Source organism: Pseudomonas sp. ASL7 (assembly GCF_056680375.1).
Genome location: NZ_CM155279.1, coordinates 2766029 through 2790478, shown reverse-complemented (window position 1 = coordinate 2790478; position 24450 = coordinate 2766029). Strand labels below are relative to the sequence as shown.

Here is a 24450-nt window from a genome sequence, read left to right as displayed (position 1 = left end):
TCAAGCCTCCATATATCGACGCCGCTCATTTTTGGTCGCGATGCGTGCCGAAATGATTCGAACGAAATTCGGATCACGATAGGTGTACGCAACGACTAACAAACGACCTTTGGAATCCAGCCCCATGATGATCCACCGCTGCTCATCGTGATGATTGTCTTGCAGCGAGAGGGCTCTCTCGTCATAAAACACAGCCTCCGTTTCCGCGAGGCTGATGCCTTGATGCTTTAATTTGTTAGCGGCGTTCTTTGCCTTGTGATACTGAATTTCGAATGGCTTCATTATGCATACTTTATATGTATAAGCGAGAGGCGTCCGTGCCGGCGGTCGCTGGAACCTCGAAGACTAGCGGGCAAGGGCAAAGGCAGCGGAAGGATGTATTTCAAAATTTTTGCAAGGGGGGGCGGTACAGATAAGGGGGGCGGGTGGACACATGTCCATAATCTGACTGGTAAGTTGTATACAACTCTATAGACATTTGTCCTTTGTCTTGCATACAGTGTGCGCATAACAAAAACCAGGGAACCCCCTAACATGAATACGCCCCATGTCTCACTCCAACGACCCGAGGATGAAAATCTTGGGATCGGCGCGAATATGGCTTACGGCCTGCAACATGTTCTGACCATGTACGGCGGCATCGTCGCGGTGCCTTTGATCATCGGTCAGGCGGCGGGACTCTCTCCCGCGGACATCGGTTTGTTGATTGCTGCTTCATTGTTTGCGGGGGGCTTGGCGACGTTACTCCAGACCCTCGGTTTACCGTTTTTCGGTTGTCAGTTGCCGCTGGTGCAGGGCGTGTCTTTCTCTGGCGTCGCGACCATGGTGGCGATTGTCAGCAGTGGTGGGGAAGGCGGGTTTCAGTCGATTTTGGGAGCGGTGATTGCGGCGTCCCTGATTGGTTTGCTGATCACGCCAGTGTTCTCGCGCATTACCAAGTTCTTCCCGCCGCTGGTCACGGGTATCGTCATCACCACCATCGGCCTGACGCTGATGCCGGTGGCCGCACGCTGGGCCATGGGCGGCAACAGTCATGCCCCGGACTTCGGCAGTATGTCGAATATCGGTCTGGCGGCACTGACGCTGGTGTTGGTGTTGCTACTCAGCAAGGTCGGCAGCGCGACCATCTCCCGTTTGTCGATTTTGCTAGCAATGGTCATCGGTACGGTGATTGCGGTGTTCCTCGGCATGGCGGACTTTTCGTCCGTCACCCAAGGCCCGATGTTCGGTTTCCCTACGCCGTTCCACTTCGGCATACCGACCTTCCACTTCGCCGCCATCCTGTCGATGTGCATCGTGGTTATGGTGACTTTGGTGGAAACGTCGGCCGACATCCTCGCGGTCGGTGAAATCATCGGCACCAAAGTGGACTCCAAACGCCTGGGTAATGGTCTGCGCGCCGACATGCTGTCGAGCATGATCGCGCCGATTTTTGGCTCCTTCACCCAAAGCGCCTTCGCCCAGAACGTCGGGCTGGTGGCGGTGACCGGCATCAAGAGCCGCTTTGTGGTGGCGACCGGTGGACTGTTCCTGGTGATCCTCGGCTTGCTGCCCTTTATGGGCCGAGTCATCGCCGCCGTACCGACCTCCGTACTGGGCGGCGCCGGTATCGTGTTGTTTGGCACCGTGGCGGCCAGCGGTATCCGTACGCTGTCCAAGGTCGACTACCGCAACAACGTCAATCTGATCATTGTCGCCACCTCCATCGGTTTTGGCATGATTCCGATTGCCGCGCCGAGCTTCTACGACCACTTTCCCAGCTGGTTTGCGACGATCTTCCACTCGGGCATCAGCTCCTCGGCGATCATGGCCATCGTGCTGAACCTGACGTTCAACCACCTCACTGCCGGCAATTCCGATCAACAGTCGGTGTTCGCGGCGGGTACTGAGCGGGTTCTGCGCTATCAGGATCTGGCAGCATTGCGCGAAGGGGATTACTTCAGCGAAGGCAAGCTGCATGACTGCGACGGGAAGGAAGTTCCGGTGGCGGAGGTGGACCATGGGCATGGAGAGCTGCACGTGGTGCATGCGAAAAGCGGTGAGCATGTCTGAGTAAAAAAGCGCCCTGCGCGCATTTAAGTCGCCGTAGGAGCGAGCTTGCTCGCGATAGACGTTAACGGTAACGCGTGTTTTCTGATTAAACGCGTCACTGTTGAGTCCATCGCGAGCAAGCTCGCTCCTACAAACAGCCACAAAAAAGCCCCTGAACCTTTCGATTCAGGGGCTTTTTCGGTACTTCTGTCTGGCTCCACGACCTGGACTCGAACCAGGGACCCAGTGATTAACAGTCACTTGCTCTACCAACTGAGCTATCGCGGAATGGCGTGTATGTTACTGATTCAAAAAGAGAAGTCAAGCATCTGTTGGTAATTTGACGGATTGGCAGTGACGGACGGTGGTTTATCGGTGATTGGCGGTTACCAGAATCGCCTCAGAGGTCTACCATGGCCGCCCGGAAGTGGTGACACGCGCTGCCGGCCATTCGCCGAAAAGGTATGCGCCATGAATCACCCAGCTCTCACACCTCAACACAACGGGGTGTTCGCATGAGCATCGCACAAATCAGTCTGCCCAAGGGCGTCGGCCCGCACGCCGAGAAACTGTTCGACGCCATCACTCAAGCCAGTACCGCTGACGAATTGAACCGCGCGGGCGGTAAGGCCGAAGGTTTTGTCCTCGGTCTTGAAAGCACCAAGGCGATCAAGAGTCAGGTGGCTGAATCGCTGTATGTCGCCTATGACGACGCTGCCAGCCAGCGTGCGACCGAACTGGCTTAACCGCCGAACGTCACCGTGGCGAGCATCAGTTTGGCGTACAACATCGTTGCGCCCAGTTGCACCAGCCACAAGGCCAGGCCGCCGAGGAACACGCCCGCCGCCACTTGCAGCACAAGGTTGTTACCGCGTTTGGCCGGTGTGCGGGGCACGAAATGGTCCTGCTCATCGCGGTCGGCGCGTAGGTCATCGTTTTTCATGTGGGTTCTCGTAAGAAATCTCGGGTGTACACAAAACCTGTGGGAGCGAGCCTGCTCGCGAAAACGGTCTATCTGTCACATTGATGCTAAATGTGCCGCCGCCTTCGCGAGCAGGCTCGCTCCCACATTTTTGGATATGTGTGCAGTCTAGAGCGCTCGGTCGTTGCGTTGAGAATTATCTGAGGCAAATAAAAAACGGGAAGCCCAAAGGCTTCCCGTTTTTCGTATCGCGTGAGACTCAGATCACCTGAACGATGGCGTTGGTCACGACATCAATGTTGCTCTGGTTCAACGCAGCCACGCAGATGCGGCCAGTGTCCAGGGCGTAGATGCCGAACTCGTTGCGCAGGCGGGTCACTTGCTCAACCGTCAGGCCGGAGTAGGAGAACATGCCGCACTGGCGACCAACGAAGCTGAAGTCGTGCTGGGGCGCGTTTTTCGCCAGCAGGTCGACCATCTGGATGCGCATGCCGCGAATCCGCAAGCGCATTTCGGCCAGTTCTTCTTCCCACTGGGCGCGCAGTTCCGGGCTGTTCAGTACCGCGGCGACGATAGTCGCACCGTGGGTGGGCGGGTTGGAATAGTTGGTGCGGATCACACGTTTGACTTGCGACAGGACGCGCGCGCTTTCCTCTTTCGATTCGCTGACGATCGACAGGGCGCCAACGCGCTCGCCGTACAGCGAGAAGGATTTAGAGAACGAGCTGGAAACGAAGAAAGGCAGGCCCGATTCAGCGAACAGACGCACGGCAGCGGCGTCTTCGTCGATGCCATTGCCAAAGCCCTGGTAGGCCATATCGAGGAACGGCACGTGACCCTTCGCTTTCACGACGTCCAACACGTTTTTCCAGTCTGCCGGGCTCAGGTCCACGCCGGTCGGGTTGTGGCAGCAGGCGTGCAGCACAACGATCGAGTTGGACGGCAGTGCGTTCAGGTCTTCCAGCAGGCCGGCGCGGTTGACGTCGTGGGTCGCGGCGTCATAGTAACGGTAGTTCTGCACCGGGAAACCGGCGGCTTCGAACAGCGCGCGGTGGTTTTCCCAGCTCGGGTCGCTGATCGCAACGACGGCGTTTGGCAGCAGTCGCTTGAGGAAGTCAGCACCTGTTTTCAGTGCGCCAGTACCGCCAACGGCTTGGGTGGTGATGACGCGGCCGGCAGCAATCAGCGGCGAGTCTTTGCCGAACAGCAGTTTCTGTACGGCCTGGTCGTAGGCCGCGATGCCGTCGATTGGCAGGTAGCCACGGGAAGCGTGTTGAGCGGCGCGAATCGTCTCGGCTTCGACAACGGCGCGAAGGAGTGGAATACGCCCCTCCTCGTTGCAGTAAACACCGACCCCCAGGTTGACCTTGTTGGCACGGGTATCAGCATTGAATGCTTCGTTGACGCCCAGGATAGGGTCGCGTGGGGCCATTTCGACAGCGGAGAACAGGCTCATTTTTGCGGCAGCTCTGAATGGAGAGTGGAGGGACGTGTCGCGCTCCAGCCGAATGCACTAGAGCGGTGCACAAACGGGGAGCTAGTATAGAGGTCATCTGCGATTGATGGCGACAGACGATTCCGCTTTTACAGTAAGTTTTTCCGATTATTTTTCGACCGTTAGTCGATTGGCGACGTCGAAGTCTTTACGCGATGTAGGACGTTTGCCTTGAAAGCGACAGCAATCGGCGCCACATTGAGCACAATCCAGTTTTTTCCTCGGGCGACGTCGGTCGTTTGCGGTCTTTCTCGTTCCTGTCCGGTTTGACCAGGCTGGCGCGATCCAGAGGTAGTTCATGTCTGAATTCCAGCTAGTCACCCGCTTCGAGCCCGCCGGCGATCAGCCGGAAGCCATCCGCCTGATGGTCGAGGGTATCGAAGCCGGGCTGGCGCACCAGACGTTGCTCGGTGTGACCGGCTCGGGCAAGACCTTCAGCATCGCCAACGTGATCGCCCAGGTGCAGCGTCCGACCCTGGTGCTGGCGCCGAACAAGACGCTGGCCGCGCAGTTGTATGGCGAATTCAAGGCGTTCTTCCCGAACAACGCCGTTGAGTACTTCGTTTCCTACTACGACTACTACCAGCCCGAGGCCTACGTGCCGTCCTCGGACACGTTCATCGAGAAAGATGCCTCGATCAACGACCACATCGAGCAGATGCGTCTGTCCGCGACTAAAGCGTTGCTGGAGCGCAAGGACGCCATCATCGTTACCACGGTGTCGTGCATCTACGGTTTGGGTAGCCCGGAAACCTATTTGAAGATGGTGTTGCACGTGGATCGCGGCGACAAACTCGACCAGCGTGCTTTGCTGCGTCGTCTTGCCGACTTGCAATACACACGCAACGATATGGATTTCGCCCGTGCGACCTTCCGCGTGCGCGGCGATGTGATTGATATCCACCCGGCGGAATCCGATTTTGAAGCGATCCGCATTGAGCTGTTCGATGACGAAGTCGAGAGCCTGTCAGCCTTCGATCCGTTGACCGGCGAGGTGATCCGCAAGCTGCCGCGCTTCACGTTCTATCCGAAAAGCCACTACGTGACCCCGCGAGAAACCCTGCTGGGTGCCATCGAAGGGATCAAGGTCGAGTTGCAGGAGCGCCTGGAATACTTGCGCTCCAACAATAAACTGGTTGAGGCCCAGCGCCTGGAGCAACGCACCCGTTTCGACCTGGAGATGATTCTCGAACTGGGCTACTGCAACGGTATCGAAAACTACTCGCGCTACCTGTCCGGCCGTGCGTCCGGTGAGGCGCCGCCGACCTTGTTCGACTACCTGCCGGCCGACGCCTTGCTGGTGATCGACGAGTCTCACGTCAGCGTGCCGCAGGTCGGCGCCATGTATAAGGGCGACCGCTCGCGTAAAGAAACGCTGGTGGAGTACGGCTTCCGTCTGCCGTCCGCGCTGGATAACCGGCCAATGCGCTTCGACGAGTTCGAAAACATCAGCCCGCAGACGATTTTTGTCTCGGCCACGCCAGGCAATTACGAGGCGGAACACGCCGGTCGCGTCGTCGAGCAATTGGTGCGCCCGACGGGCCTGGTAGACCCGCAAATTGAAATTCGCCCGGCGCTGACTCAGGTCGATGATCTGCTCTCGGAAATCGGCAAGCGCGTGGCGCTGGAAGAGCGGGTGCTGGTGACCACGCTGACCAAGCGTATGTCCGAAGACTTGACCGATTACCTGGCCGACCATGGCGTACGTGTGCGTTATCTGCACTCGGACATCGATACGGTCGAGCGGGTCGAAATCATTCGCGATCTGCGTCTGGGCACTTTCGATGTACTGGTGGGGATCAACTTGCTGCGTGAAGGCCTGGACATGCCGGAAGTGTCCCTGGTTGCGATTCTCGATGCGGACAAGGAAGGCTTCCTGCGTTCCGAGCGCTCGCTGATCCAGACCATCGGCCGGGCGGCGCGCAACCTCAATGGCCGGGCGATTCTTTATGCGGATCGCATCACCGGTTCCATGGAGCGGGCAATTGGCGAAACCGAGCGTCGTCGCGACAAGCAAATCGCGTTCAACCTGGCCAACGGCATTACGCCCAAGGGTGTGTTCAAGGATGTCGCCGACATCATGGAAGGCGCTACCGTGCCAGGCTCGCGCAGCAAGAAGCGCAAGGGCATGGCCAAGGCTGCCGAGGAAAGCGCCAGGTACGAGGCCGAACTGCGCTCACCGGGGGAAGTCGCCAAGCGCATCAAAGCGCTGGAAGAGAAGATGTACCAGCTCGCCCGCGACCTGGAATTCGAAGCGGCAGCGCAAATGCGCGATGAGATCACCAAGCTTCGGGAGCGGTTGATCGCTGTGTAGGAGCGAGCTTGCTCGCGATGGTCGTCAACGATAACGCGTCAAACCTGACGCCCCTCGGGGCTCTCGGGTTTTTCGCGAGCGAGCTCGCTCCTACAGGTACTGCGCCGGTCTCAATGTACTTCCCCTGCTTTCAACCCCGCCGGCAACTTCTTGGTCAACAACACCGCAATCATGCTGATCCCCAGCGCAATCCCGACAAAATGAAACGCATCGTTGTACGCCATGATCGATGCTTGCTGATGCGCAATCTCGCTGAGCTTGCCCAGCGCCGCCGTCTCGCTGCCCAATTGATCCGTCAGCGACGCCATCCTCTCGGCCACTTGCGAGTTGCCGGGCACGATGGATTCGCGCAAATAATCAAAGTAGGTCTTGGTCCGCGCATCCAGTAACGTGGCGAGGAGGGCGATGCCAATGGCGCCACCGAGGTTTCGCAGGATGTTGAACAGGCTCGATGCCGACCCCGCGTCCTGCGGCAGGATATACGCCGTGGCAATCAGCGAGATGGTCACCATGATCAGCGGCTGGCCCAGCGCCCGGACGAGCTGGATCTGATTGAACTGTGGCCCGGCGAAGTCCGGGTTCAGCACCCCCGAAGAAAAACTTGCCAGCCCGAACAGCCCGAAGCCCAGCGCGCACAGCCATTTCGGCGAGACTACCTTCATCAACTTCGGCACCAGCGGAATCAAAAACAGCTGTGGCACGCCCATCCACATGATCACTTCGCCGATCTGCAGGGCGTTGTAGTTCTGGATCTGCGCCAGGTACAACGGTAACAGATAGATCGAGCCGTACAGCCCGACCCCCATCCCGAGACTGGAAATGCTCGATAAGCCGAAGTTGCGATTGCCCAGGATCCCCAGATTGATCAGCGGATTAGGCTTGGAGAACTGCACGATCACAAAGGTGATGAGGCTGATCAGCGCGATGCTGCCCAAGGTCACGATCAGGTTCGACTCCAGCCAGTCCTTGCGATGGCCTTCCTCGAGGAACACCTGTAAACAGCCGAGGCCCACGCCCAGGGTGAGAATGCCCATGTAGTCGGTGCTTTTCAGTAACTCCCAGTGCGCTTCTTTCTTCTCCAGGCCATACATCAGGCCGGCGATCATGATCAGGCCGGGCGGCACGTTGATGTAGAAGATGTATTGCCAGCCCCAGTTTTCCGTCAGCCAGCCGCCGAGGGTCGGGCCGATGGAGGGCGCGAACGTCGCGGTCATGGCAAACATCGCCATGCCCTTGGCGCGATGGTGCTCGGGGAGTTTGATCAGCGTCAGCGTGAACGCCAGCGGGATGAGTGCGCCCCCGGTGAAGCCCTGCAGGGCGCGGAAAACAATCATGCTCTCCAGGCTCCACGCCATGGAGCAGAGCAGGGAGGCCGCGAGAAACCCGAGCGACACCCATACCGCCAAGCGTCGTGCCGAAAGCAACTGGACCAGCCATGCCGTCAGCGGAATCATGATGATTTCCGCGACCAGATAAGACGTGGAAATCCACGAGCCTTCTTCCAGTGTTGCTGACAGTGCGCCCTGAATGTCCTTGAGCGAAGAATTGGTGATCTGGATGTCGAGCACTGCCATGAATGCGCCGAGCATCACACTCATCACGGCAATCCAGTCCCGCCGGGTCGGCTCGCCGACCGGGCGGATCAGTTGATCACCGGCCATCGTCAGGGGCGTCTTTGACGTTCACTTTCGCGGTGACCGACATGCCCGGACGGATTTTGCCGTGCAGCGGATTGTCCGCGGCGAAGGTCAGCTTTACCGGAATTCTTTGTACGACTTTGGTGAAGTTGCCGGTGGCATTGTCCGGCGGCAAGAGGCTGAACTGCGCACCTGATGCGGCGAACAGGCTGTCGACCCGCGCGTCGATCGGCGTGTCGCTGTAGGCGTCAAAGGTCAGCTCGGCTTTCTGGCCGGGCTGCATGTGGCCAATCTGGGTTTCCTTGAAATTTGCCTGAACCCAGATGTCCTGATCCGGAACGATCGACATCAAATAGGCGCCGGCCTGTACGTATTGGCCTTCGCGGGCGGCGCGCTGACCGATCAGGCCGCTGATGGGGGCGTGGATTTCGCTGCGAGTAAGGTTCAGTTCAGCCTGGGCCAGATCGGTTTTCGCGTTGGCGATCATGGCGTCGAGGCGTTTGATCTCGGCACTCAGGGCGTTGACTTGCTGGCGCTGACTTTGCGCGTCCGCCTGGGCCTTGGTCACTTGAGAGCGGGCAATGTGATTGTCGGCGGAGAGGGTGGTGACTCGCTCTTCCGAGACGTAACCGGGTTTGCGCAGGGTTTGCGCGCGGGACAAGTCGATCTGCGAGCGGCCGAGGCTGGCCTGGCTGGAGGCCACTTGCGCATCGCTGGCGGCGATCAGGCTGGCTTGCTGGGTCAGTTTGCTCTGGGCTTGAAGGCGTTCGGCCTGACGAGTCGCGAGGGTGGCGTTGGCGCGGTCGACGGCGAGATGGAAGTCATCGCCTTCGAGCTTGATCAGCAACTGGCCTTTCTCGACGTGCTGGTTGTCCTGCACCATCACCTGTTCGATGCGTGCGCCCAACTGACTCGACACGCGGGTGATCTCGCCCTGGACATAAGCATTGTCAGTGCTTTCATAAAACCGCCCCTTGAAGAACCACTGGGCAAAAAAGCCCCCGCCAATCAGCAGGACGATCAACAGGAAAATAAACAGGCGACGCTTGAGTTGGGCAGGCATGGGGCAGACTGTAGTCGAGAAAGTGCAAGGAAAGTTATCAGCAGGCGAATCTGGCATACAGCCGATAAGCGGTAAATGCCATTGGCTGATATTCGGCCATTCACCGCCGCATACAGGCGTTGTAGGCGCAACCTTGGCTTAAATGCCCTGTTCACTGGAGCCGGGCGGGCATCGCCTGTTACCATTCGCCCTTTGTTTTATCTTCATTTCGAGACTTGCCATGACCACCGTCCGCACTCGCATCGCGCCATCGCCTACCGGGGACCCCCACGTAGGTACCGCTTACATCGCTTTGTTCAACTATTGCTTTGCCAAGCAGCATGGCGGTGAGTTCATCCTGCGGATTGAAGACACCGACCAATTGCGTTCGACCCGCGAGTCTGAACAGCAGATTTTCGACGCCTTGCGCTGGTTGGGTATCGACTGGAGCGAAGGCCCCGACGTCGGTGGCCCGCACGGTCCTTACCGTCAAAGCGAGCGCGGCGACATCTATCAGAAATACTGCCAGCAGCTGGTAGAAATGGGCCATGCGTTCCCGTGTTTCTGCACTGCCGAAGAACTCGACCAAATGCGCGCCGAGCAAATGGCTCGCGGCGAAACCCCGCGTTACGACGGTCGTGCGCTGCTGCTGTCGAAAGAAGAAGTTGATCGTCGTCTGGCCGCTGGCGAGCCGCACGTCATCCGCATGAAAGTGCCGAGCGAAGGTGTTTGCGTGGTGCCTGACATGCTGCGTGGCGACGTTGAGATCCCGTGGGATCGCATGGACATGCAAGTGTTGATGAAGACCGACGGCCTGCCGACGTACTTCCTGGCCAACGTGGTCGATGACCACTTGATGGGCATCACCCACGTATTGCGCGGTGAGGAGTGGCTGCCTTCGGCACCGAAACTGATCCTGCTTTACGAGTACTTCGGTTGGGAGCAGCCTGAGCTGTGCTACATGCCGCTGCTGCGTAATCCGGACAAGAGCAAGCTGTCCAAGCGCAAGAACCCGACCTCGGTGACGTTCTATGAACGCATGGGTTTCATGCCGGAAGCGATGCTCAACTACCTGGGGCGCATGGGCTGGTCGATGCCGGACGAGCGTGAGAAATTTTCACTGCAGGAAATGGTCGACAATTTCGACCTGAGCCGTGTCTCCCTCGGCGGGCCGATTTTCGACATCGAGAAGCTGTCGTGGCTCAACGGCCAGTGGCTGCGTGATCTGCCGGTGGAAGAGTTCGCCTCTCGCTTGCAGACGTGGGCGCTGAACCCTGAGTACATGATGAAGATCGCACCGCACGTACAGGGTCGGGTTGAAACCTTCAGTCAGGTTGCACCGCTGGCCGGATTCTTCTTCGCCGGTGGTGTGAACCCGGATGCCAAGCTGTTTGAATCGAAAAAACTGTCGGGCGACCAGGTTCGTCAGTTGATGCAGTTGATCCTGTGGAAGCTCGAAAGCCTGCGTCAGTGGGAGAAGGACAGCATTACTGCGACGATTCAGGCGGTAGTCGAGTCCCTGGAACTGAAGTTGCGTGACGCCATGCCGCTGATGTTCGCTGCGATCACTGGCCAGGCCAGTTCGGTGTCGGTGCTTGATGCGATGGAAATCCTCGGTCCGGACCTGACCCGTTTCCGCCTGCGCCAGGCCATCGACCTGCTGGGCGGTGTGTCGAAGAAGGAAAACAAGGAGTGGGAAAAACTCCTGGGCAACATCGCCTGATCCACGCCGATCTCTTGTAGCAGATGCCGTAGGCTGCGTTGGGCTGCGAAGCAGCCCTTTAGGGCAATTACCCAATCTGCCTGAAAGGGTAAGGCGTCCGTTGGAGCGAGCGCTACGCACTCGAACGCAGCCTGCGGCAGCTGCTACAGGAACGGATACACCCCGAATTTACGGGGGAGGGCGGTAAGTGATTGTTATGGCGACAAAAAATTTTGAAAATTGTTGAAAATAAGTTTGACAGCTTACCGATGCGCCATTAAGATTCGCCCCGTCCTCAGCGATGAGGGGCTATAGCTCAGCTGGGAGAGCGCTTGCATGGCATGCAAGAGGTCGACGGTTCGATCCCGTCTAGCTCCACCAATTTACACTTCAAGGCCTGGCCACACCGGTCTTGAAGCGATCAACACTCAGCGTTGATCAGTTGTATAGAAGGGTTTGCGTCCCCTTCGTCTAGTGGCCTAGGACACCGCCCTTTCACGGCGGTAACAGGGGTTCGAGTCCCCTAGGGGACGCCAGTTTTACAGAAGCGATGTTGCAAGACGTCGCTCCGCCGCGAGGCGAAAAATCCGGGGCTATAGCTCAGCTGGGAGAGCGCTTGCATGGCATGCAAGAGGTCGACGGTTCGATCCCGTCTAGCTCCACCAATTTTACAGTTCAAGGTCTGGCCACACCGGCCTTGAATCGATCAGCTCTCAGCACTGATCAGTTGTATAGAAGGTTTTGCGTCCCCTTCGTCTAGTGGCCTAGGACACCGCCCTTTCACGGCGGTAACAGGGGTTCGAGTCCCCTAGGGGACGCCACGATTACCCGCTCTGCGGGATTTTATAAGGGTCATTCAATTATTGAATGGCCCTTTTGTTTGTCTGGCGTTTGGCCAACCCCCCCTCTTTCAAACTGTTCTTCAGACCAGCGGTCACATTCACGACTTGCAGAAAATTATTATGCGAATAATATTCTAGTCGTAATATTCGGAGGCAACGATGAACGATAAAAAAGCTCAAACCCGCGAACGCATCCTCAAGGCTGCCAGCGCTGCACTGATTCAGCGCGGCCCGGCCGAACCGAGCGTGGGCGAAGTGATGGGCGCAGCTGGCCTGACCGTCGGCGGCTTCTATGCGCACTTCGACAGTAAGGACGCGATGATGTTGGAAGCGTTCAAGCAACTGCTGGGTCAGCGTCGTGGCTCGATCGCCGACATGGATGCCGAGTTGACCGGTGAAGAGCGTCGCGCTCTCGTCGCTGCGTTCTATCTGTCGCGCAAGCACCGTGACTCCTCTGAGTCAGCGTGCCCCATCCCGGCGTCTGTCGGGGAGTTGGGTCGTCTGCCGGACGAGTTTCGTGTGGCATTGAATGAGCACGTGGAGTTGATGGTCGCGCAGTTGGCGGCCAGCCCGGAAGACACCGACAAAGCCTTGGCCGACATGGCCTTGATGGTCGGTGGTCTGGCTCTGGCACGGGCGCTGGGGCCAGGAGAGTTGTCCGATCGATTGCTGCGTGCCGCCAAATCGGCGGTGCTATGACCTGAAGGCAATGGCCTGAGGAGTGAGAGCGATGAGCACCTTGAAGTGGGTTCGTGGCATTAATGGCACCTTAGGCTGGTTTGCACCGACATTGGTCGCGAGCAAAATGCGACTGGCGTTCATGACGCCGCGGGAACTGCCGCCGCGTGATTGGGAATTGCCGCTGCTGGCAACGTCCGAACGAATCACTTTACGCTTCGGGCTCTCGGCGTTGCGCTGGGGGCAAGGCCCGGCGGTATTGCTGATGCATGGCTGGGAAGGTCGGCCGACGCAATTTGCCAGCCTCATCACCGCGCTGATCGATGCCGGTTACACCGTGGTTGCTCTGGACGGGCCGGCTCATGGTCGTTCTCCTGGCCGCGAGGCAAATGTGGTGCTGTTCGCCCGAGCGATGCTTGAGGCCGCCGCCGAGTTGCCGCCGCTGCAAGCCGTCATCGGTCACTCCATGGGCGGCGCCAGTGCCATGCTTGCGGTCCAGCTGGGCTTGCGCACCGAAACCCTGGTAACAATCGCTGCGCCGGCGCGAATTCTCGGTGTGCTGCGCGGTTTCGCCCGCCATGTGCGGCTGCCGCCGAAAGCTCGTTCGGCATTCATTCGTCAGGTCGAGAAAGACGTCGGCATGCGCGCCGCGACGCTGGACGTTGCGCACTATCAGCTCGACATGCCGGGGCTGATCGTCCATGCCGAAGATGACGGCTACGTTCCGGTCAATGAGTCCCGGTTGATCCACGAATCCTGGTTCGACAGCCGCCTGTTGCGCCTGGAAGAAGGTGGTCATCAGCGGGTGCTCGCCGACCCTCGGGTGATTGATGGCGTGCTATCACTGCTGGCCGGTCGCAGCCTGCAATCGCGCCAATCGGCCTGAGCATCCGTTACACTGCCCCGGTCGAATTTATCTGACCGGGAGTGGGGCATGGGCTGGGATCGGGCAACGCCATTTATCATTGATCTGGAAGTAGGCGCCGAGGACATCGACGGGCTGGGTCACGCGAATAACGCGGTGTATGTGACCTGGCTCGAACGTTGCGCCTGGCGCCACTCGCAACGGCTTGGTCTGGACCTGGTCGAATATCGCCGGCTGGACCGGGCGATGGCGGTGGTACGGCACGAGATCGATTACGTGGCCGCCGCGTATGAAGGCGACGAGCTGCAATTGGCGACCTGGATCGTCGATTGGGACCAGCGCCTGAAAATGACCCGTCACTTCCAGTTGAAGCGCCCGAGCGACAACACCACGTTGTTGCGTGCGCAAACCACCTTCGTCTGCATCGAGCTGTCCACCGGCAAACCCAAGCGCATGCCGGCCGAATTCATCGAGGGGTATGGCCCGGCACTGCAGATGTTGGATACAACCAAAATCTAATCAATGTAGGAGCGAGCTTGCTCGCGATGGAGTGTCAGTCGACATCAATGCAGCTGACACATCATCGCGAGCAAGCTCGCTCCTGCAAGGGATCTGCGATTTTCCGCGCAATCCAGTAAACTGCCGCACGTTTTTCGTCGAGTGTGTTTTTCATGCAAATTGCTTTGGCACCCATGGAGGGGTTGGTCGACAACATCCTGCGGGACGTGCTGACCCGTGTGGGCGGTATCGATTGGTGCGTGACCGAGTTCGTCCGGATCAACGACCAACTGCTCACGCCTGCCTATTTCCACAAGTTCGGTCCTGAATTGCTGAACGGTGCGCGCACAGCCGCAGGCGTGCCGCTGCGAGTGCAGCTGCTTGGCTCCGATCCGGTGTGCCTGGCGGAAAATGCCGCGCTCGCTTGCGAATTGGGCTCCGAGGTGATCGACCTGAACTTCGGCTGCCCGGCCAAGACCGTGAACAAGTCCCGTGGCGGTGCAGTGCTGCTCAAAGAGCCTGAGCTGCTGAACCAGATTGTCGAGCATGTCCGTCGCGCCGTTCCTGCGCACATTCCAGTTACCGCCAAGATGCGCCTGGGTTTCGACAGCCCGGACGGTGCGCTGGTGTGCGCCACGGCCCTGGCCGAAGGCGGCGCTGCGCACATTGTGGTGCATGCGCGAACCAAGACTGATGGCTACAAGCCGCCAGCCCATTGGGAATGGATTCCCCGGGTGCAGGATGTGGTCAAGGTGCCGGTGTTCGCCAATGGCGACATCTGGAGCGTCGAAGACTGGCGCCGTTGCCGCGAAATCAGCGGCGTGGAAGACATCATGCTCGGTCGCGGTCTTGTCTCGCGTCCGGACCTGGCGCGGCAAATCGCAGCGGCGCGGGCCGGTGAGGAGGTTGTTGAAATGAGCTGGGCCGAGTTGTTGCCGCTGATTCAGGACTTCTGGCTGCAAGCCAAGGCGCAAATGACGCCACGCCAATCGCCGGGTCGCTTGAAGCAATGGCTGGCAATGCTGACCCGTAATTATCCCGAAGCGGTCGAGCTGTTTACGGTGCTGCGCCGTGAAACAGAACTGGATCATGTCTCGCGGTTACTGGGTCTGCAGGTATCCGAAGCGGCCTGAAAAAATCTGCAAATAATCTCTTGAAAAGTAATCGGCGGTCCCTATCTAAGGATTACGCGATGCCGAATTCGGGTCGCGGAGACAAAAAACTTGCTGATTGTTTTCAGGAGATTTGAACCATGAGTACTGCATTTTCCCTGGCCCCACTGTTCCGTTCCTCGGTAGGCTTCGACCGTTTCAACGACCTGTTCGAAACCGCCCTGCGCAACGAACCAGGCAGCACCTACCCACCTTACAACGTCGAAAAGCACGGCGAAGATCAATACCGTATCGTCGTAGCGGCGGCCGGTTTCCAGGAAGAAGACCTGGAGCTGCAGGTCGAGAAGGGCGTGCTGACCATCAGTGGCGGTAAACGCGACGCGACTGAAGGCGTGACTTTCCTGCATCAAGGCATCGCCCAGCGTGCGTTCAAACTGTCGTTCCGCCTGGCCGATCACATCGAGATCAAGGCCGCCGACCTGCGCAACGGTCTGTTGAGCATCGACCTGCTGCGTGTGGTTCCGGAAGAGGCGAAAGCCAAACGCATCCCGATCACCGGGACGCAGAAACCGGCTCTGCAGCACTAAGGCAGAGCAGTAAAAAAGGGCGCCATTGGCGCCCTTTTTTTGTACCCCTTGCCCTTTGTAGGAGCGAGCTCGCTCGCGAAGGACGTTAACGATAACGCGTATTTTTTGAATAGACGCGCCGCTCTTGAGTCCATCGCGAGCGAGCTCGCTCCTACACAGGACGTGTTATTTCAGGAGTTTCAGAAACTCCGCCACCGGCAGCGGCTGACTGTGTAAATACCCTTGGTAAAAATGGCAGCCCAGCCCCAGCAAAAACTCAAGCTGCTCAGGCGTCTCAACACCTTCGGCGATCACTTTCAATTCCAGACTGCGAGCCATGGCGACGATGGCGCGGATGATCTCTGCATCGTTAGGGTCGGTGGTGGCATCGCGGATGAACGACTGATCGATTTTCAACGTATCGACCGGCAGGCGCTTGAGGTAGGTCAGCGAGGAATAACCGGTGCCGAAGTCGTCCATGGCAAAGCTCACACCGAGTTTTTTCAGCCGGCGCATTTTGTTGATGGTGTCTTCCAGGTTCTGGATGACGATGCCTTCGGTGATTTCCAGTTTCAGCAACGAGCAGGGAAGGCCGTGGCTGGCGAGGCTGTGTTCGATGCGTTCGACGAAGTCGTTCTGACGGAACTGTCGTGGGCTGATGTTGACGCACAGGCTGAAGTTGAGTGGGTCTATCAAACCCTGCATCATCAATTGTTTGAACGCCCCGCAGACTTCATCGACGATCCAGGTGCCGACCTCCAGAATCAGCCCGCTGTCTTCCAGAACCTTGATGAACTCAGTCGGCGATTGTGCGCCGAGCTCCGGATGGTTCCAGCGCACCAGCGCTTCGGCGCCGACGATGCGATTGTTACGGGCATCCACCTGAGGTTGGTAATGCACGCGAAACTCGCCCCGTGAAAGCGCCAGGCGCAGGTCGGTTTCCATGCGCAGGCGTTCGCTGGCGGCCTTCTGCATGGTGTTGTGGTACATCTGCGTGGTATTGCGACCCGAATCCTTGGCCCGGTAGAGGGCGATATCGGCGCGTTTGAGCAGGTCGGTGGGCGTGGAGCCGTGATCGGGAATCAGCGCAATGCCGATGCTCGGCGTCACTTGCAGGCGTTGCCCATCCAGGAACATCGGCTCAGACAGCAGTTCGCGCAAGGTGTCCGCCAATTCCCGAACCTTTGCGCTGACTTCGTTGCGCGAACCTTCCAGGCCACTCAGCAGTACGACGAACTCATCACCGCCCAGCCGCGCCACGGTGTCTTCCATGCGCACGCTGGCCTCAAGCCGCGCGGTGATGATTTTCAGTACGGTATCGCCAACCGGATGACCCAGCGAATCATTGATGTGCTTGAAGTGATCGAGATCGAGAAACAGCAAGGCGCCACGCAGGTTGTGGCGCTTGAGCAGGGCGATCTGCTGGCTCAGGCGATCCATCAGGAGTGCGCGGTTGGGCAGGTTGGTCAGTGGGTCGTGATAGGCAAGGTGGCGGATCTGCGCCTCGGCGTTTTTCAGCAGGCTGACGTCTCGTGCGGTCAGCAGCAGGCAAGCCGTTTCATTCAGAGTGATGGGTTCAACCGAGACTTCAACGGTCAGGATGTCACCGCGTTTATTGCGCCCGAGCATTTCCAGATGATGCACCCGGCCCTTGATCTGTAGCTCGGCCAGCAGCGCCGAGCGTTGTTTCTCTTCGGCCCAGATGCCGACCTGGTACACCGTACGGCCAATGACTTCATCGGCGCGGTAACCCGTCAGGCGGCAGAAGCCGTCATTGACCTCCAGATAACGCCCGGTGTCGCGCTCGGTGATGGTGATCGCGTCAGGGCTGGAGTGGAACGCCTTGGCGAACTTCTCTTCGCTGGCCTTGAGCGCCGCTTCCGAACGTTGCTGTTGGGTGATGTCGCGCAAGGTGGTGACGATGCACGGTTGGTCGCCGACGCTGATCTGACGGCTCGAAATCACGCAGGTCAGGGACTGTCCGTCTTTGTGCCGAGCCTGGATCGCGACATTACTCAGGCCCTGTTCGCGGATGACTTGTTCGATCCGTTGCAGGCTTTCCGCCGAGGTATCCCACAGACCGATTTCATCGGCACTATGGCCAATCACGTCGGTGGCGCTCCAGCCGAACGTTTGCGTGAAGCTGGAATTGATCTCGATAAACTGGCCTGAGTCCTGGCGAGTCACGCAGATCGGGTCCGGACTGACCTGGAACAGCGTGGCGAACTTCTCTTCTGACGCCACCAGTCGCTCTTCGCGTTCTACCTGATCGGTGATGTCAAGCAAGGTGCCCGCCATGCGCAGCGGGAGGCCTTTTTCATCGCGATAGAGGCGGGCACGGCTTTCCAGGTAGCACGAACTGCCGTCCGGCAACTGCACGCGGTAGGTCAGTTGATAGTTGCCGGCCGGGCCCTCGCGCAGGCTGCGGTAGGCGTCGCGCATGGTGCCGCGTTCTTCGACGGGCACGCCTTCGAAAAACTCGTCGAAGGATTCATGGAAGGGTTTGGCCTCCAGTCCGTGCAACTGGGCCGCGCGTGCCGAACCGTAAAGCATGCCGCTGGGAATGTGCCAGTCCCAAGTGCCGAGTTGCGCCGAATCCAGGGCCAGGTCGAGACGCTCCTGGCTGTCTTTGAGGGCTTGTTCGGCGGCTTTGCGTTCGGTGGTATCGAGGAAGGTACTCAGCAGATAAGGCTGGCCCTCGAGCTCGACCTTTTGCGCGCTGAGGATGCCGTCGTGAATCTGGCCATTGCTGGCGCGAAACTGCACCTCCATGCTGATCAGTTCGCCTTTGGCCTTGGTGGCCTTGACCAGTTTCTCTCGTTGGTCCGGGTGCACCCACAGGCCCAGTTCAAGGGTGGTACGACCAATGGCATCCTGCACCGGCCAGCCGAACAAGCTTTCGAAATACTGGTTGGCCTCGGAGATCAGGCCATCTTCCTGGCGGGTCAGTAGCACCATGTTCGGGCACAGGTGAAACAGCGTCGCGAAGCGTTTTTCCGAGCTGGTCAGTGCTTGTTCACGCTGGCGCTGGTGGGTGATTTCGCGGATCACGCCGATCATTCTGGGCCGACCGTGTTTGTCCGGCAGCAGACTGCCGTTGATCTCCAGCCAGTGCAGGCTGCCGTCGGGCCAACGGATACGGTGGTGCATCGCCTGTTCCAGCGGCGCGCCGGCCATCACGGCGTGGAAGGCGCGAACGGTCTTCGCTCGATCCTCCGGGGGCACCAAATCGAGGTATTCCAGATCGGCCGGCATTGGTTGCCGGGGATCGAAACCGAACAGCGCCTGGGTGCCCCGGGACCAGCTGATCTGTCCACGTTCGATGTCCCAGTACCACGCACCCAAACGTGCACCGTTGAGGGCGGCGAGCAATTGCGGCGCGCTTTCCCAGCTTTGCTCGGACCGTTTCGGGTCAAGCGCCTGTATATGCGGCATCGGCGGAATACGATCAACAGATTTCGGCATTGGCAAGCCTTGGGCGCAAAGGGGCGTTAAGCACAGGGTTTCGCGGCTCTAATAGCAGTAGCACACCTTAGCCTCGTTTCCCTGGCAGATCGATTTGTGCATCCAGCAGGGCCATAAAGGCCCGTGCCGCATTCGACAGTGTCCGTTCTGTGTGCAGGATATAGCCTAGCTGGCGAGTGAGTTGTATGCCCGGCAAAGGTATTCGCGCAACCTGATCGTCGAGCATGGTGCGCGGTAATACGCTCCAGGCCAAACCGATCGAGACCATCATTTTGATGGTTTCCAGATAATTAGTGCTCATGGCGATGTTCGGCGTCAGGCCCTGAGCTTCGAACAGTCGCTGGACGATGTGGTGGGTGAAGGTGTTGCCTCCGGGGAAAACTGCCGGGTGCAGGGCGATATCTGCCAGGCTGACCGCCCCGTTGCTGATCAGCGAATGCTCGGGGGCAACCACAAAATCCAGCGGGTCGTCCCACACCGGCGTGGCCTTGACCAGCGTATGGGGTTCCGGCGCCAGGGTAATCACCGCCAGTTCGGCGCGGCCGTGGAGAATTTCTTCGTAGGCCACTTCCGAATCGAGGAACTGAATATCCAGCGCTACCTGTGGGTAACGCCGGGTGAACTCCCGTAGTAAGGGCGGCAAGCGATGCAGGCCGATATGGTGACTGGTGGCCAGGGTCAGGCGGCCAGTCACTTCACCGGTGAGGTTGGTCAGGGCGCGGCGGGTGTCATCCAGCACGTTCAGAATCTGATAGGCCCGCGGCAGCAAGGCGCGACCCGCCTCGGTCAGGCTCACTTCTCGGCCCAATCGGTCAAACAGCCGTACCTTCAATTGTTGTTCAAGCCCGGCGATACGTTTGCTGATGGCCGGCTGGGTCAGGTGCAGCCGTTCGCCAGCGCCGGAGAAGCTCCCGGTCTCGGCAATCGCGATAAAAGCGTTGAGGTTGGCCAGGTCCACAGTTGTATTCCAGTTGGTTATCCAAAGCATAAAAAATATGAATTTGAGTTATTTAATGTAACCCCCTAGGATCGACCTCACAAGCCAAGGGGTTATTGAAATTCTCTCTGGCATAGAAAAGCTGATGAGGAAACCGTCTGATGGCCGGCAAAACGCTCTACGACAAGCTCTGGGATTCGCATTTGGTTAAACAGCGCGACGATGGCTCTGCGCTGATTTACATCGATCGTCACATCATCCATGAAGTGACCTCGCCGCAAGCCTTTGAAGGCCTGCGCCTGGCCGGGCGCAAGCCTTGGCGCATCGATGCCAACATCGCGACCCCGGACCACAACGTACCGACTACCCCGGAACGCAAGGGCGGCATCGAAGCCATTGTCGACCAGGTCTCGCGTTTGCAGGTTCAGACCCTCGACGACAACTGCGATGAATATGGCATTGTCGAATTCAAGATGAATGATGTGCGCCAAGGCATCGTTCACGTCATCGGCCCGGAGCAGGGCGCGACCTTGCCGGGCATGACCGTGGTCTGCGGCGACTCCCATACCTCGACCCATGGCGCGTTCGGTGCCTTGGCTCACGGTATCGGCACTTCCGAGGTCGAGCACGTGCTCGCCACTCAGTGCCTGGTTGCCCAGAAAATGAAGAATATGTTGGTCTCGGTCGAAGGCAAACTGCCGTTCGGCGTGACCGCCAAGGACATCGTTCTTGCAGTCATCGGCAAGATCGGTACCGCTGGCGGTAACGGTCATGCCATCGAATTCGCCGGTAGCGCGATTCGCGATTTGTCCGTTGAAGGCCGCATGACCATCTGCAACATGTCCATCGAGGCGGGCGCTCGCGTAGGCCTGGTGGCTGCAGACGAAAAAACAGTGGCCTACGTGAAGGGGCGTCCATTTGCCCCGAAGGGCGCGGAATGGGACTTGGCCGTCGAAGCCTGGAAAGACCTGGTGACCGATAAGGACGCCAAATTCGACACCATCGTCGAACTCGACGCGACCCGGATCAAACCGCAAGTCAGTTGGGGCACATCGCCCGAGATGGTATTGGCTGTCGATCAGAACGTGCCGGACCCGGCTCAGGAGATGGACCTGGTTAAACGCGGCTCCATCGAGCGCGCCTTGAAGTACATGGGTTTGACCGCCAATCAGGCGATCACCGACATCCAGCTGGATCGCGTGTTCATCGGTTCCTGCACCAACTCGCGGATCGAAGACCTGCGCGCTGCAGCCGTCATTGCCAAGGGCCGCAAAGTGGCATCGACCATCAAGCAGGCCATCGTGGTGCCGGGGTCGGGTCTGGTGAAGGCTCAGGCGGAATCCGAAGGCCTGGACAAGATTTTCCTCGACGCCGGTTTCGAGTGGCGTGAACCCGGTTGCTCAATGTGCCTGGCGATGAACCCGGACCGTTTGGAGTCGGGCGAGCATTGTGCATCGACCTCAAACCGTAACTTCGAAGGCCGTCAGGGTGCCGGTGGCCGTACCCACCTCGTCAGCCCGGCCATGGCCGCCGCCGCCGCTGTGAACGGTCGTTTTGTCGACGTCCGTGAATTGATCTAAGGAGCGCAGCATGAAAGCTTTTACCCAGCACACTGGTCTTGTCGCGCCTTTGGATCGTGCCAACGTCGACACCGACCAGATCATCCCGAAGCAGTTCTTGAAGTCGATCAAGCGCACCGGTTTTGGCCCGAACCTGTTCGATGAATGGCGCTATCTGGATGTGGGGCAGCCGTATCAGGACAATTCCAAGCGTCCGCTGAACAAGGATTTCGTTCTTAACGCCGAGCGTTACCAAGGTGCCAGCGTATTGCTGGCCCGTGAAAACTTCGGTTGCGGCTCCAGCCGCGAGCACGCGCCATGGGCGCTTGAAGAATATGGTTTCCGCAGCATCATCGCGCCGAGCTACGCCGACATCTTCTTCAACAACAGCTTCAAGAACGGCTTGTTGCCGATCATCTTGAGCGACGCTGAAGTGGATGAGTTGTTCCAGCAGGTTGAAGCGACGCCTGGCTACCAGTTGCAGGTCGATCTGCAGGCCCAGACCGTGACCCGTCCGGATGGCAAGGTGTTGAGCTTTGAAATCGACGCGTTCCGCAAGCATTGCCTGCTCAATGGTCTGGATGATATCGGCCTGACCTTGCAGGACCATGAGGCGATTGCGACGTTTGAGGCCAGGCATCGCGCGAGCCAGCCGTGGTTGTTTCGCGACGCTTGATTCTCGGTAGTTAGTGCAGGCCCCATCGCGAGCAGGCTCGCCCCCACATTGGATTTGCGGCATTCACAAACCCCCTGTAGGAGCGAGCCTGCTCGCGAAGACGCCCGAATAAACACCGCAAGACCACCCCCAAAAGGAAGTCCCCATGACCAGCACCCCCCAGCACAGTCAGGTTGTCCAAAAGCAATTTGGTGAACAGGCCTCGGCCTACCTGAGCAGCGCCGTTCACGCTCAAGGCACCGAATTCGCATTGCTACAAGCTGAACTGGCAGGGCAGGGCGATGCCCGGGTGCTGGACCTGGGCTGCGGCGCCGGCCACGTCAGCTTCCATGTGGCGGAGCGGGTGAAAGAAGTCGTGGCTTTCGACTTGTCCCAGCAGATGCTTGACGTGGTCGCCGGTGCAGCTGTCGATCGTGGCTTGAGCAATGTGTCCACCGTACTCGGTGCCGCCGAGCACCTGCCATTTGCCGATGGCGAGTTCGATTTCGTCTTCAGCCGTTATTCGGCGCACCATTGGAGCGATCTCGGCCTGGCCCTTCGCGAAGTTCGTCGGGTACTGAAGCCGGGCGGCGTGGCGGCGTTCATTGACGTGTTGTCACCGGGCAGTCCGTTGTTCGACACTTACCTGCAAAGCGTTGAGGTGCTGCGCGACACCAGCCATGTGCGCGATTATTCCGCCGGCGAGTGGTTGCGCCAGGTCAGCGAAGCGGGGTTGCACACTCGCAGCACCACGCGTCAACGGCTGCGTCTGGAGTACAGCTCCTGGGTCGAGCGTATGCGCACACCCCAGGTGATGCGCGCGGCAATCCGCGAGTTGCAGCAGTCGATGGGCAATGAAGTACGCGAGTATTTTGAGATTGAGGCCGATGGTTCGTTCAGTACAGATGTCATTGTGCTGATGACTGAACGATAAGCGCCGAGCGATAGATTTTTTCCGGGAGCGCCTGCGGGCGCACCGACTGATGACATGAGGAAAGCATGAGCAAGCAGATTCTGATTCTCCCAGGTGACGGTATTGGCCCGGAAATCATGGCCGAAGCGGTCAAGGTGCTGGAGCTGGCCAACGAAAAGTACAGCCTGGACTTTGAACTGAGCCACGACGTCATCGGCGGCGCAGCCATCGACAAACACGGTGTGCCACTGGCTGACGAAACCCTGGACCGTGCCCGCGCGGCCGATGCTGTGCTGCTGGGCGCCGTGGGTGGCCCGAAATGGGACGCCATCGAGCGTGACATTCGCCCTGAGCGCGGCCTGCTGAAGATTCGAGCGCAACTGGGCCTGTTCGGCAACCTGCGCCCGGCGATCCTGTACCCGCAACTGGCCGAGGCTTCGAGCCTGAAACCCGAAATCGTTGCCGGCCTGGACATTCTGATCGTTCGCGAACTGACCGGCGGCATCTATTTCGGCGCGCCACGCGGCACCCGCACGCTGGAAAACGGCGAGCGTCAGGCCTACGACACCCTGCCGTACAGCGAAAGTGAAATCCGCCGCATCGCCCGTGTCGGTTTCGACATGGCCATGGTGCGCAGCAAGAAGCTGTGCTCGGTGGACAAAGCCAACGTCCTGGCTTCCAGCCAGCTGTGGCGTGAAATCGTCGAACAAGTGGCCAAGGATTACCCGGAAGTCGAACTGAGCCACATGTACGTCGACAACGCTGCGATGCAGCTGGTGCGCGCGCCGAAGCAATTCGACGTGATCGTCACAGACAACATGTTCGGTGACATTCTGTCCGACCAGGCGTCGATGCTCACCGGTTCCATCGGCATGCTGCCGTCGGCATCCCTGGATACCAACAACAAAGGCATGTACGAGCCGTGCCACGGTTCGGCGCCGGACATCGCGGGCAAAGGCATCGCCAACCCGCTGGCGACCATTTTGTCGGTGTCGATGATGTTGCGTTACAGCTTCAATCTGCAGGATGCGGCGGATGCGATCGAGAAAGCCGTGAGCCTGGTGCTGGATCAGGGCCTGCGCACAGGCGACATCTGGTCGGCCGGTTGCACTAAAGTCGGTACGCAGGAAATGGGCGACGCAGTAGTCGCCGCGCTGCGGAAACTGTAATCTCTCGGGCCCGCTGCCACTTTCCACTTCGAAAGCAGCGGCCCACTT

At 59.0% G+C, this 24450-nt stretch carries 20 protein-coding genes and 5 tRNA genes; 17 read left to right on the top strand and 8 right to left on the bottom strand.

Annotation, left to right across the window (positions count from 1 at the left end):
* A complete protein-coding gene (locus tag AC1MDT_RS12840) occupies window positions 1-282 on the bottom strand; it encodes a BrnT family toxin (RefSeq protein ID WP_480422344.1) in 282 nt (93 codons plus the stop codon).
* Window positions 283-534: 252 nt separating this feature from the next.
* Here AC1MDT_RS12840 and AC1MDT_RS12835 point away from each other — a divergent pair, with 252 nt between their 5' ends.
* The gene (locus tag AC1MDT_RS12835; RefSeq protein ID WP_480422343.1) at window positions 535-2052 is read left to right on the top strand and encodes a nucleobase:cation symporter-2 family protein; all 1518 of its coding nucleotides are present in this window, start codon (window positions 535-537) and stop codon (window positions 2050-2052) included.
* 191 nt (window positions 2053-2243) lie between these two features.
* Here the strand turns inward: AC1MDT_RS12835 and AC1MDT_RS12830 are convergent.
* A tRNA-Asn gene (locus AC1MDT_RS12830) sits at window positions 2244-2319 on the bottom strand.
* Window positions 2320-2546: 227 nt separating this feature from the next.
* On the opposite strand from AC1MDT_RS12830, the gene AC1MDT_RS12825 reads away from it, so the two are divergent.
* On the top strand, window positions 2547-2777 hold the full coding sequence (locus AC1MDT_RS12825; RefSeq protein ID WP_008007186.1) for a hypothetical protein: 231 nt from the start codon (window positions 2547-2549) through the stop codon (window positions 2775-2777).
* Here the strand turns inward: AC1MDT_RS12825 and AC1MDT_RS12820 are convergent.
* Together AC1MDT_RS12820 and AC1MDT_RS12815 are read right to left on the bottom strand one after the other, a co-directional pair.
* The gene (locus AC1MDT_RS12820; protein WP_480422342.1) at window positions 2774-2974 is read right to left on the bottom strand and encodes a hypothetical protein; all 201 of its coding nucleotides are present in this window, start codon (window positions 2972-2974) and stop codon (window positions 2774-2776) included. The two genes, AC1MDT_RS12825 and AC1MDT_RS12820, sit on opposite strands and share 4 nt — an antisense overlap.
* A 238-nt stretch (window positions 2975-3212) precedes the next feature.
* A complete protein-coding gene (locus tag AC1MDT_RS12815; protein WP_480422341.1) occupies window positions 3213-4409 on the bottom strand; it encodes an amino acid aminotransferase in 1197 nt (398 codons plus the stop codon).
* 337 nt (window positions 4410-4746) lie between these two features.
* Between AC1MDT_RS12815 and uvrB the strand changes: the two genes are divergently transcribed.
* Window positions 4747-6762, top strand: a complete 2016-nt coding sequence (gene uvrB, locus AC1MDT_RS12810; RefSeq protein ID WP_480422340.1) for an excinuclease ABC subunit UvrB — start codon at window positions 4747-4749, stop codon at window positions 6760-6762.
* A gap of 110 nt (window positions 6763-6872) precedes the next feature.
* Here the strand turns inward: uvrB and AC1MDT_RS12805 are convergent, their stop codons facing one another.
* Window positions 6873-8423, bottom strand: coding sequence for an MDR family MFS transporter (locus AC1MDT_RS12805; RefSeq protein WP_480422339.1), 1551 nt, complete (start codon window positions 8421-8423; stop codon window positions 6873-6875).
* Window positions 8413-9462, bottom strand: a complete 1050-nt coding sequence (locus tag AC1MDT_RS12800) for an HlyD family secretion protein (RefSeq protein ID WP_480422338.1) — start codon at window positions 9460-9462, stop codon at window positions 8413-8415. The genes AC1MDT_RS12805 and AC1MDT_RS12800 overlap by 11 nt, the downstream gene beginning before the upstream one ends.
* A 220-nt stretch (window positions 9463-9682) precedes the next feature.
* Here AC1MDT_RS12800 and gltX point away from each other — a divergent pair, with 220 nt between their 5' ends.
* From gltX to AC1MDT_RS12750, 10 genes are all read left to right on the top strand, one after another.
* Window positions 9683-11164, top strand: coding sequence for a glutamate--tRNA ligase (gene gltX, locus AC1MDT_RS12795; protein WP_140679650.1), 1482 nt, complete (start codon window positions 9683-9685; stop codon window positions 11162-11164).
* Window positions 11165-11448: 284 nt separating this feature from the next.
* Window positions 11449-11524, top strand: a tRNA-Ala gene (locus AC1MDT_RS12790).
* Between the two features lie 79 nt (window positions 11525-11603).
* Window positions 11604-11679 (top strand) — tRNA-Glu (locus tag AC1MDT_RS12785).
* Between the two features lie 53 nt (window positions 11680-11732).
* Window positions 11733-11808 (top strand) — tRNA-Ala (locus tag AC1MDT_RS12780).
* An 80-nt stretch (window positions 11809-11888) separates the two neighbouring features.
* A tRNA-Glu gene (locus AC1MDT_RS12775) sits at window positions 11889-11964 on the top strand.
* Window positions 11965-12144: 180 nt separating this feature from the next.
* Window positions 12145-12684: a TetR/AcrR family transcriptional regulator gene (locus AC1MDT_RS12770; RefSeq protein WP_480422337.1), complete on the top strand. Its 540-nt coding sequence runs from the start codon at window positions 12145-12147 to the stop codon at window positions 12682-12684.
* A gap of 31 nt (window positions 12685-12715) precedes the next feature.
* Entirely contained in the window at window positions 12716-13549 is an 834-nt protein-coding gene (locus AC1MDT_RS12765) for an alpha/beta fold hydrolase (protein ID WP_480422336.1), read from the top strand.
* Window positions 13550-13597: 48 nt separating this feature from the next.
* On the top strand, window positions 13598-14047 hold the full coding sequence (locus AC1MDT_RS12760; RefSeq protein WP_480422335.1) for an acyl-CoA thioesterase: 450 nt from the start codon (window positions 13598-13600) through the stop codon (window positions 14045-14047).
* Between the two features lie 152 nt (window positions 14048-14199).
* On the top strand, window positions 14200-15159 hold the full coding sequence (locus AC1MDT_RS12755) for a tRNA dihydrouridine synthase (RefSeq protein WP_480422334.1): 960 nt from the start codon (window positions 14200-14202) through the stop codon (window positions 15157-15159).
* A gap of 119 nt (window positions 15160-15278) precedes the next feature.
* Complete coding sequence (locus AC1MDT_RS12750) at window positions 15279-15725, top strand: Hsp20 family protein (RefSeq protein WP_480422333.1); 447 nt, start codon at window positions 15279-15281, stop codon at window positions 15723-15725.
* Window positions 15726-15890: 165 nt separating this feature from the next.
* Here the strand turns inward: AC1MDT_RS12750 and AC1MDT_RS12745 are convergent, their stop codons facing one another.
* Both AC1MDT_RS12745 and AC1MDT_RS12740 read right to left on the bottom strand, forming a co-directional pair.
* Complete coding sequence (locus tag AC1MDT_RS12745) at window positions 15891-19169, bottom strand: EAL domain-containing protein (protein WP_480422332.1); 3279 nt, start codon at window positions 19167-19169, stop codon at window positions 15891-15893.
* Window positions 19170-19236: 67 nt separating this feature from the next.
* Entirely contained in the window at window positions 19237-20127 is an 891-nt protein-coding gene (locus AC1MDT_RS12740; RefSeq protein ID WP_480422331.1) for a LysR family transcriptional regulator, read from the bottom strand.
* Between the two features lie 140 nt (window positions 20128-20267).
* Between AC1MDT_RS12740 and leuC the strand changes: the two genes are divergently transcribed.
* The 4 genes from leuC (at window position 20268) to leuB (ending at window position 24402) form a co-directional block, all read left to right on the top strand.
* Window positions 20268-21686 carry a 3-isopropylmalate dehydratase large subunit gene (gene leuC / locus AC1MDT_RS12735; RefSeq protein ID WP_480422330.1) on the top strand — a complete coding sequence of 473 codons (1419 nt, stop codon included), beginning with the start codon at window positions 20268-20270 and terminating at the stop codon, window positions 21684-21686.
* 10 nt (window positions 21687-21696) lie between these two features.
* Complete coding sequence (gene leuD, locus AC1MDT_RS12730; RefSeq protein ID WP_480422329.1) at window positions 21697-22341, top strand: 3-isopropylmalate dehydratase small subunit; 645 nt, start codon at window positions 21697-21699, stop codon at window positions 22339-22341.
* A gap of 145 nt (window positions 22342-22486) precedes the next feature.
* On the top strand, window positions 22487-23254 hold the full coding sequence (locus tag AC1MDT_RS12725) for a class I SAM-dependent methyltransferase (RefSeq protein ID WP_480422328.1): 768 nt from the start codon (window positions 22487-22489) through the stop codon (window positions 23252-23254).
* Window positions 23255-23319: 65 nt separating this feature from the next.
* Window positions 23320-24402 carry a 3-isopropylmalate dehydrogenase gene (leuB, locus tag AC1MDT_RS12720; protein WP_480422327.1) on the top strand — a complete coding sequence of 361 codons (1083 nt, stop codon included), beginning with the start codon at window positions 23320-23322 and terminating at the stop codon, window positions 24400-24402.
* The last annotated feature ends 48 nt before the right edge of the window (window positions 24403-24450 follow it).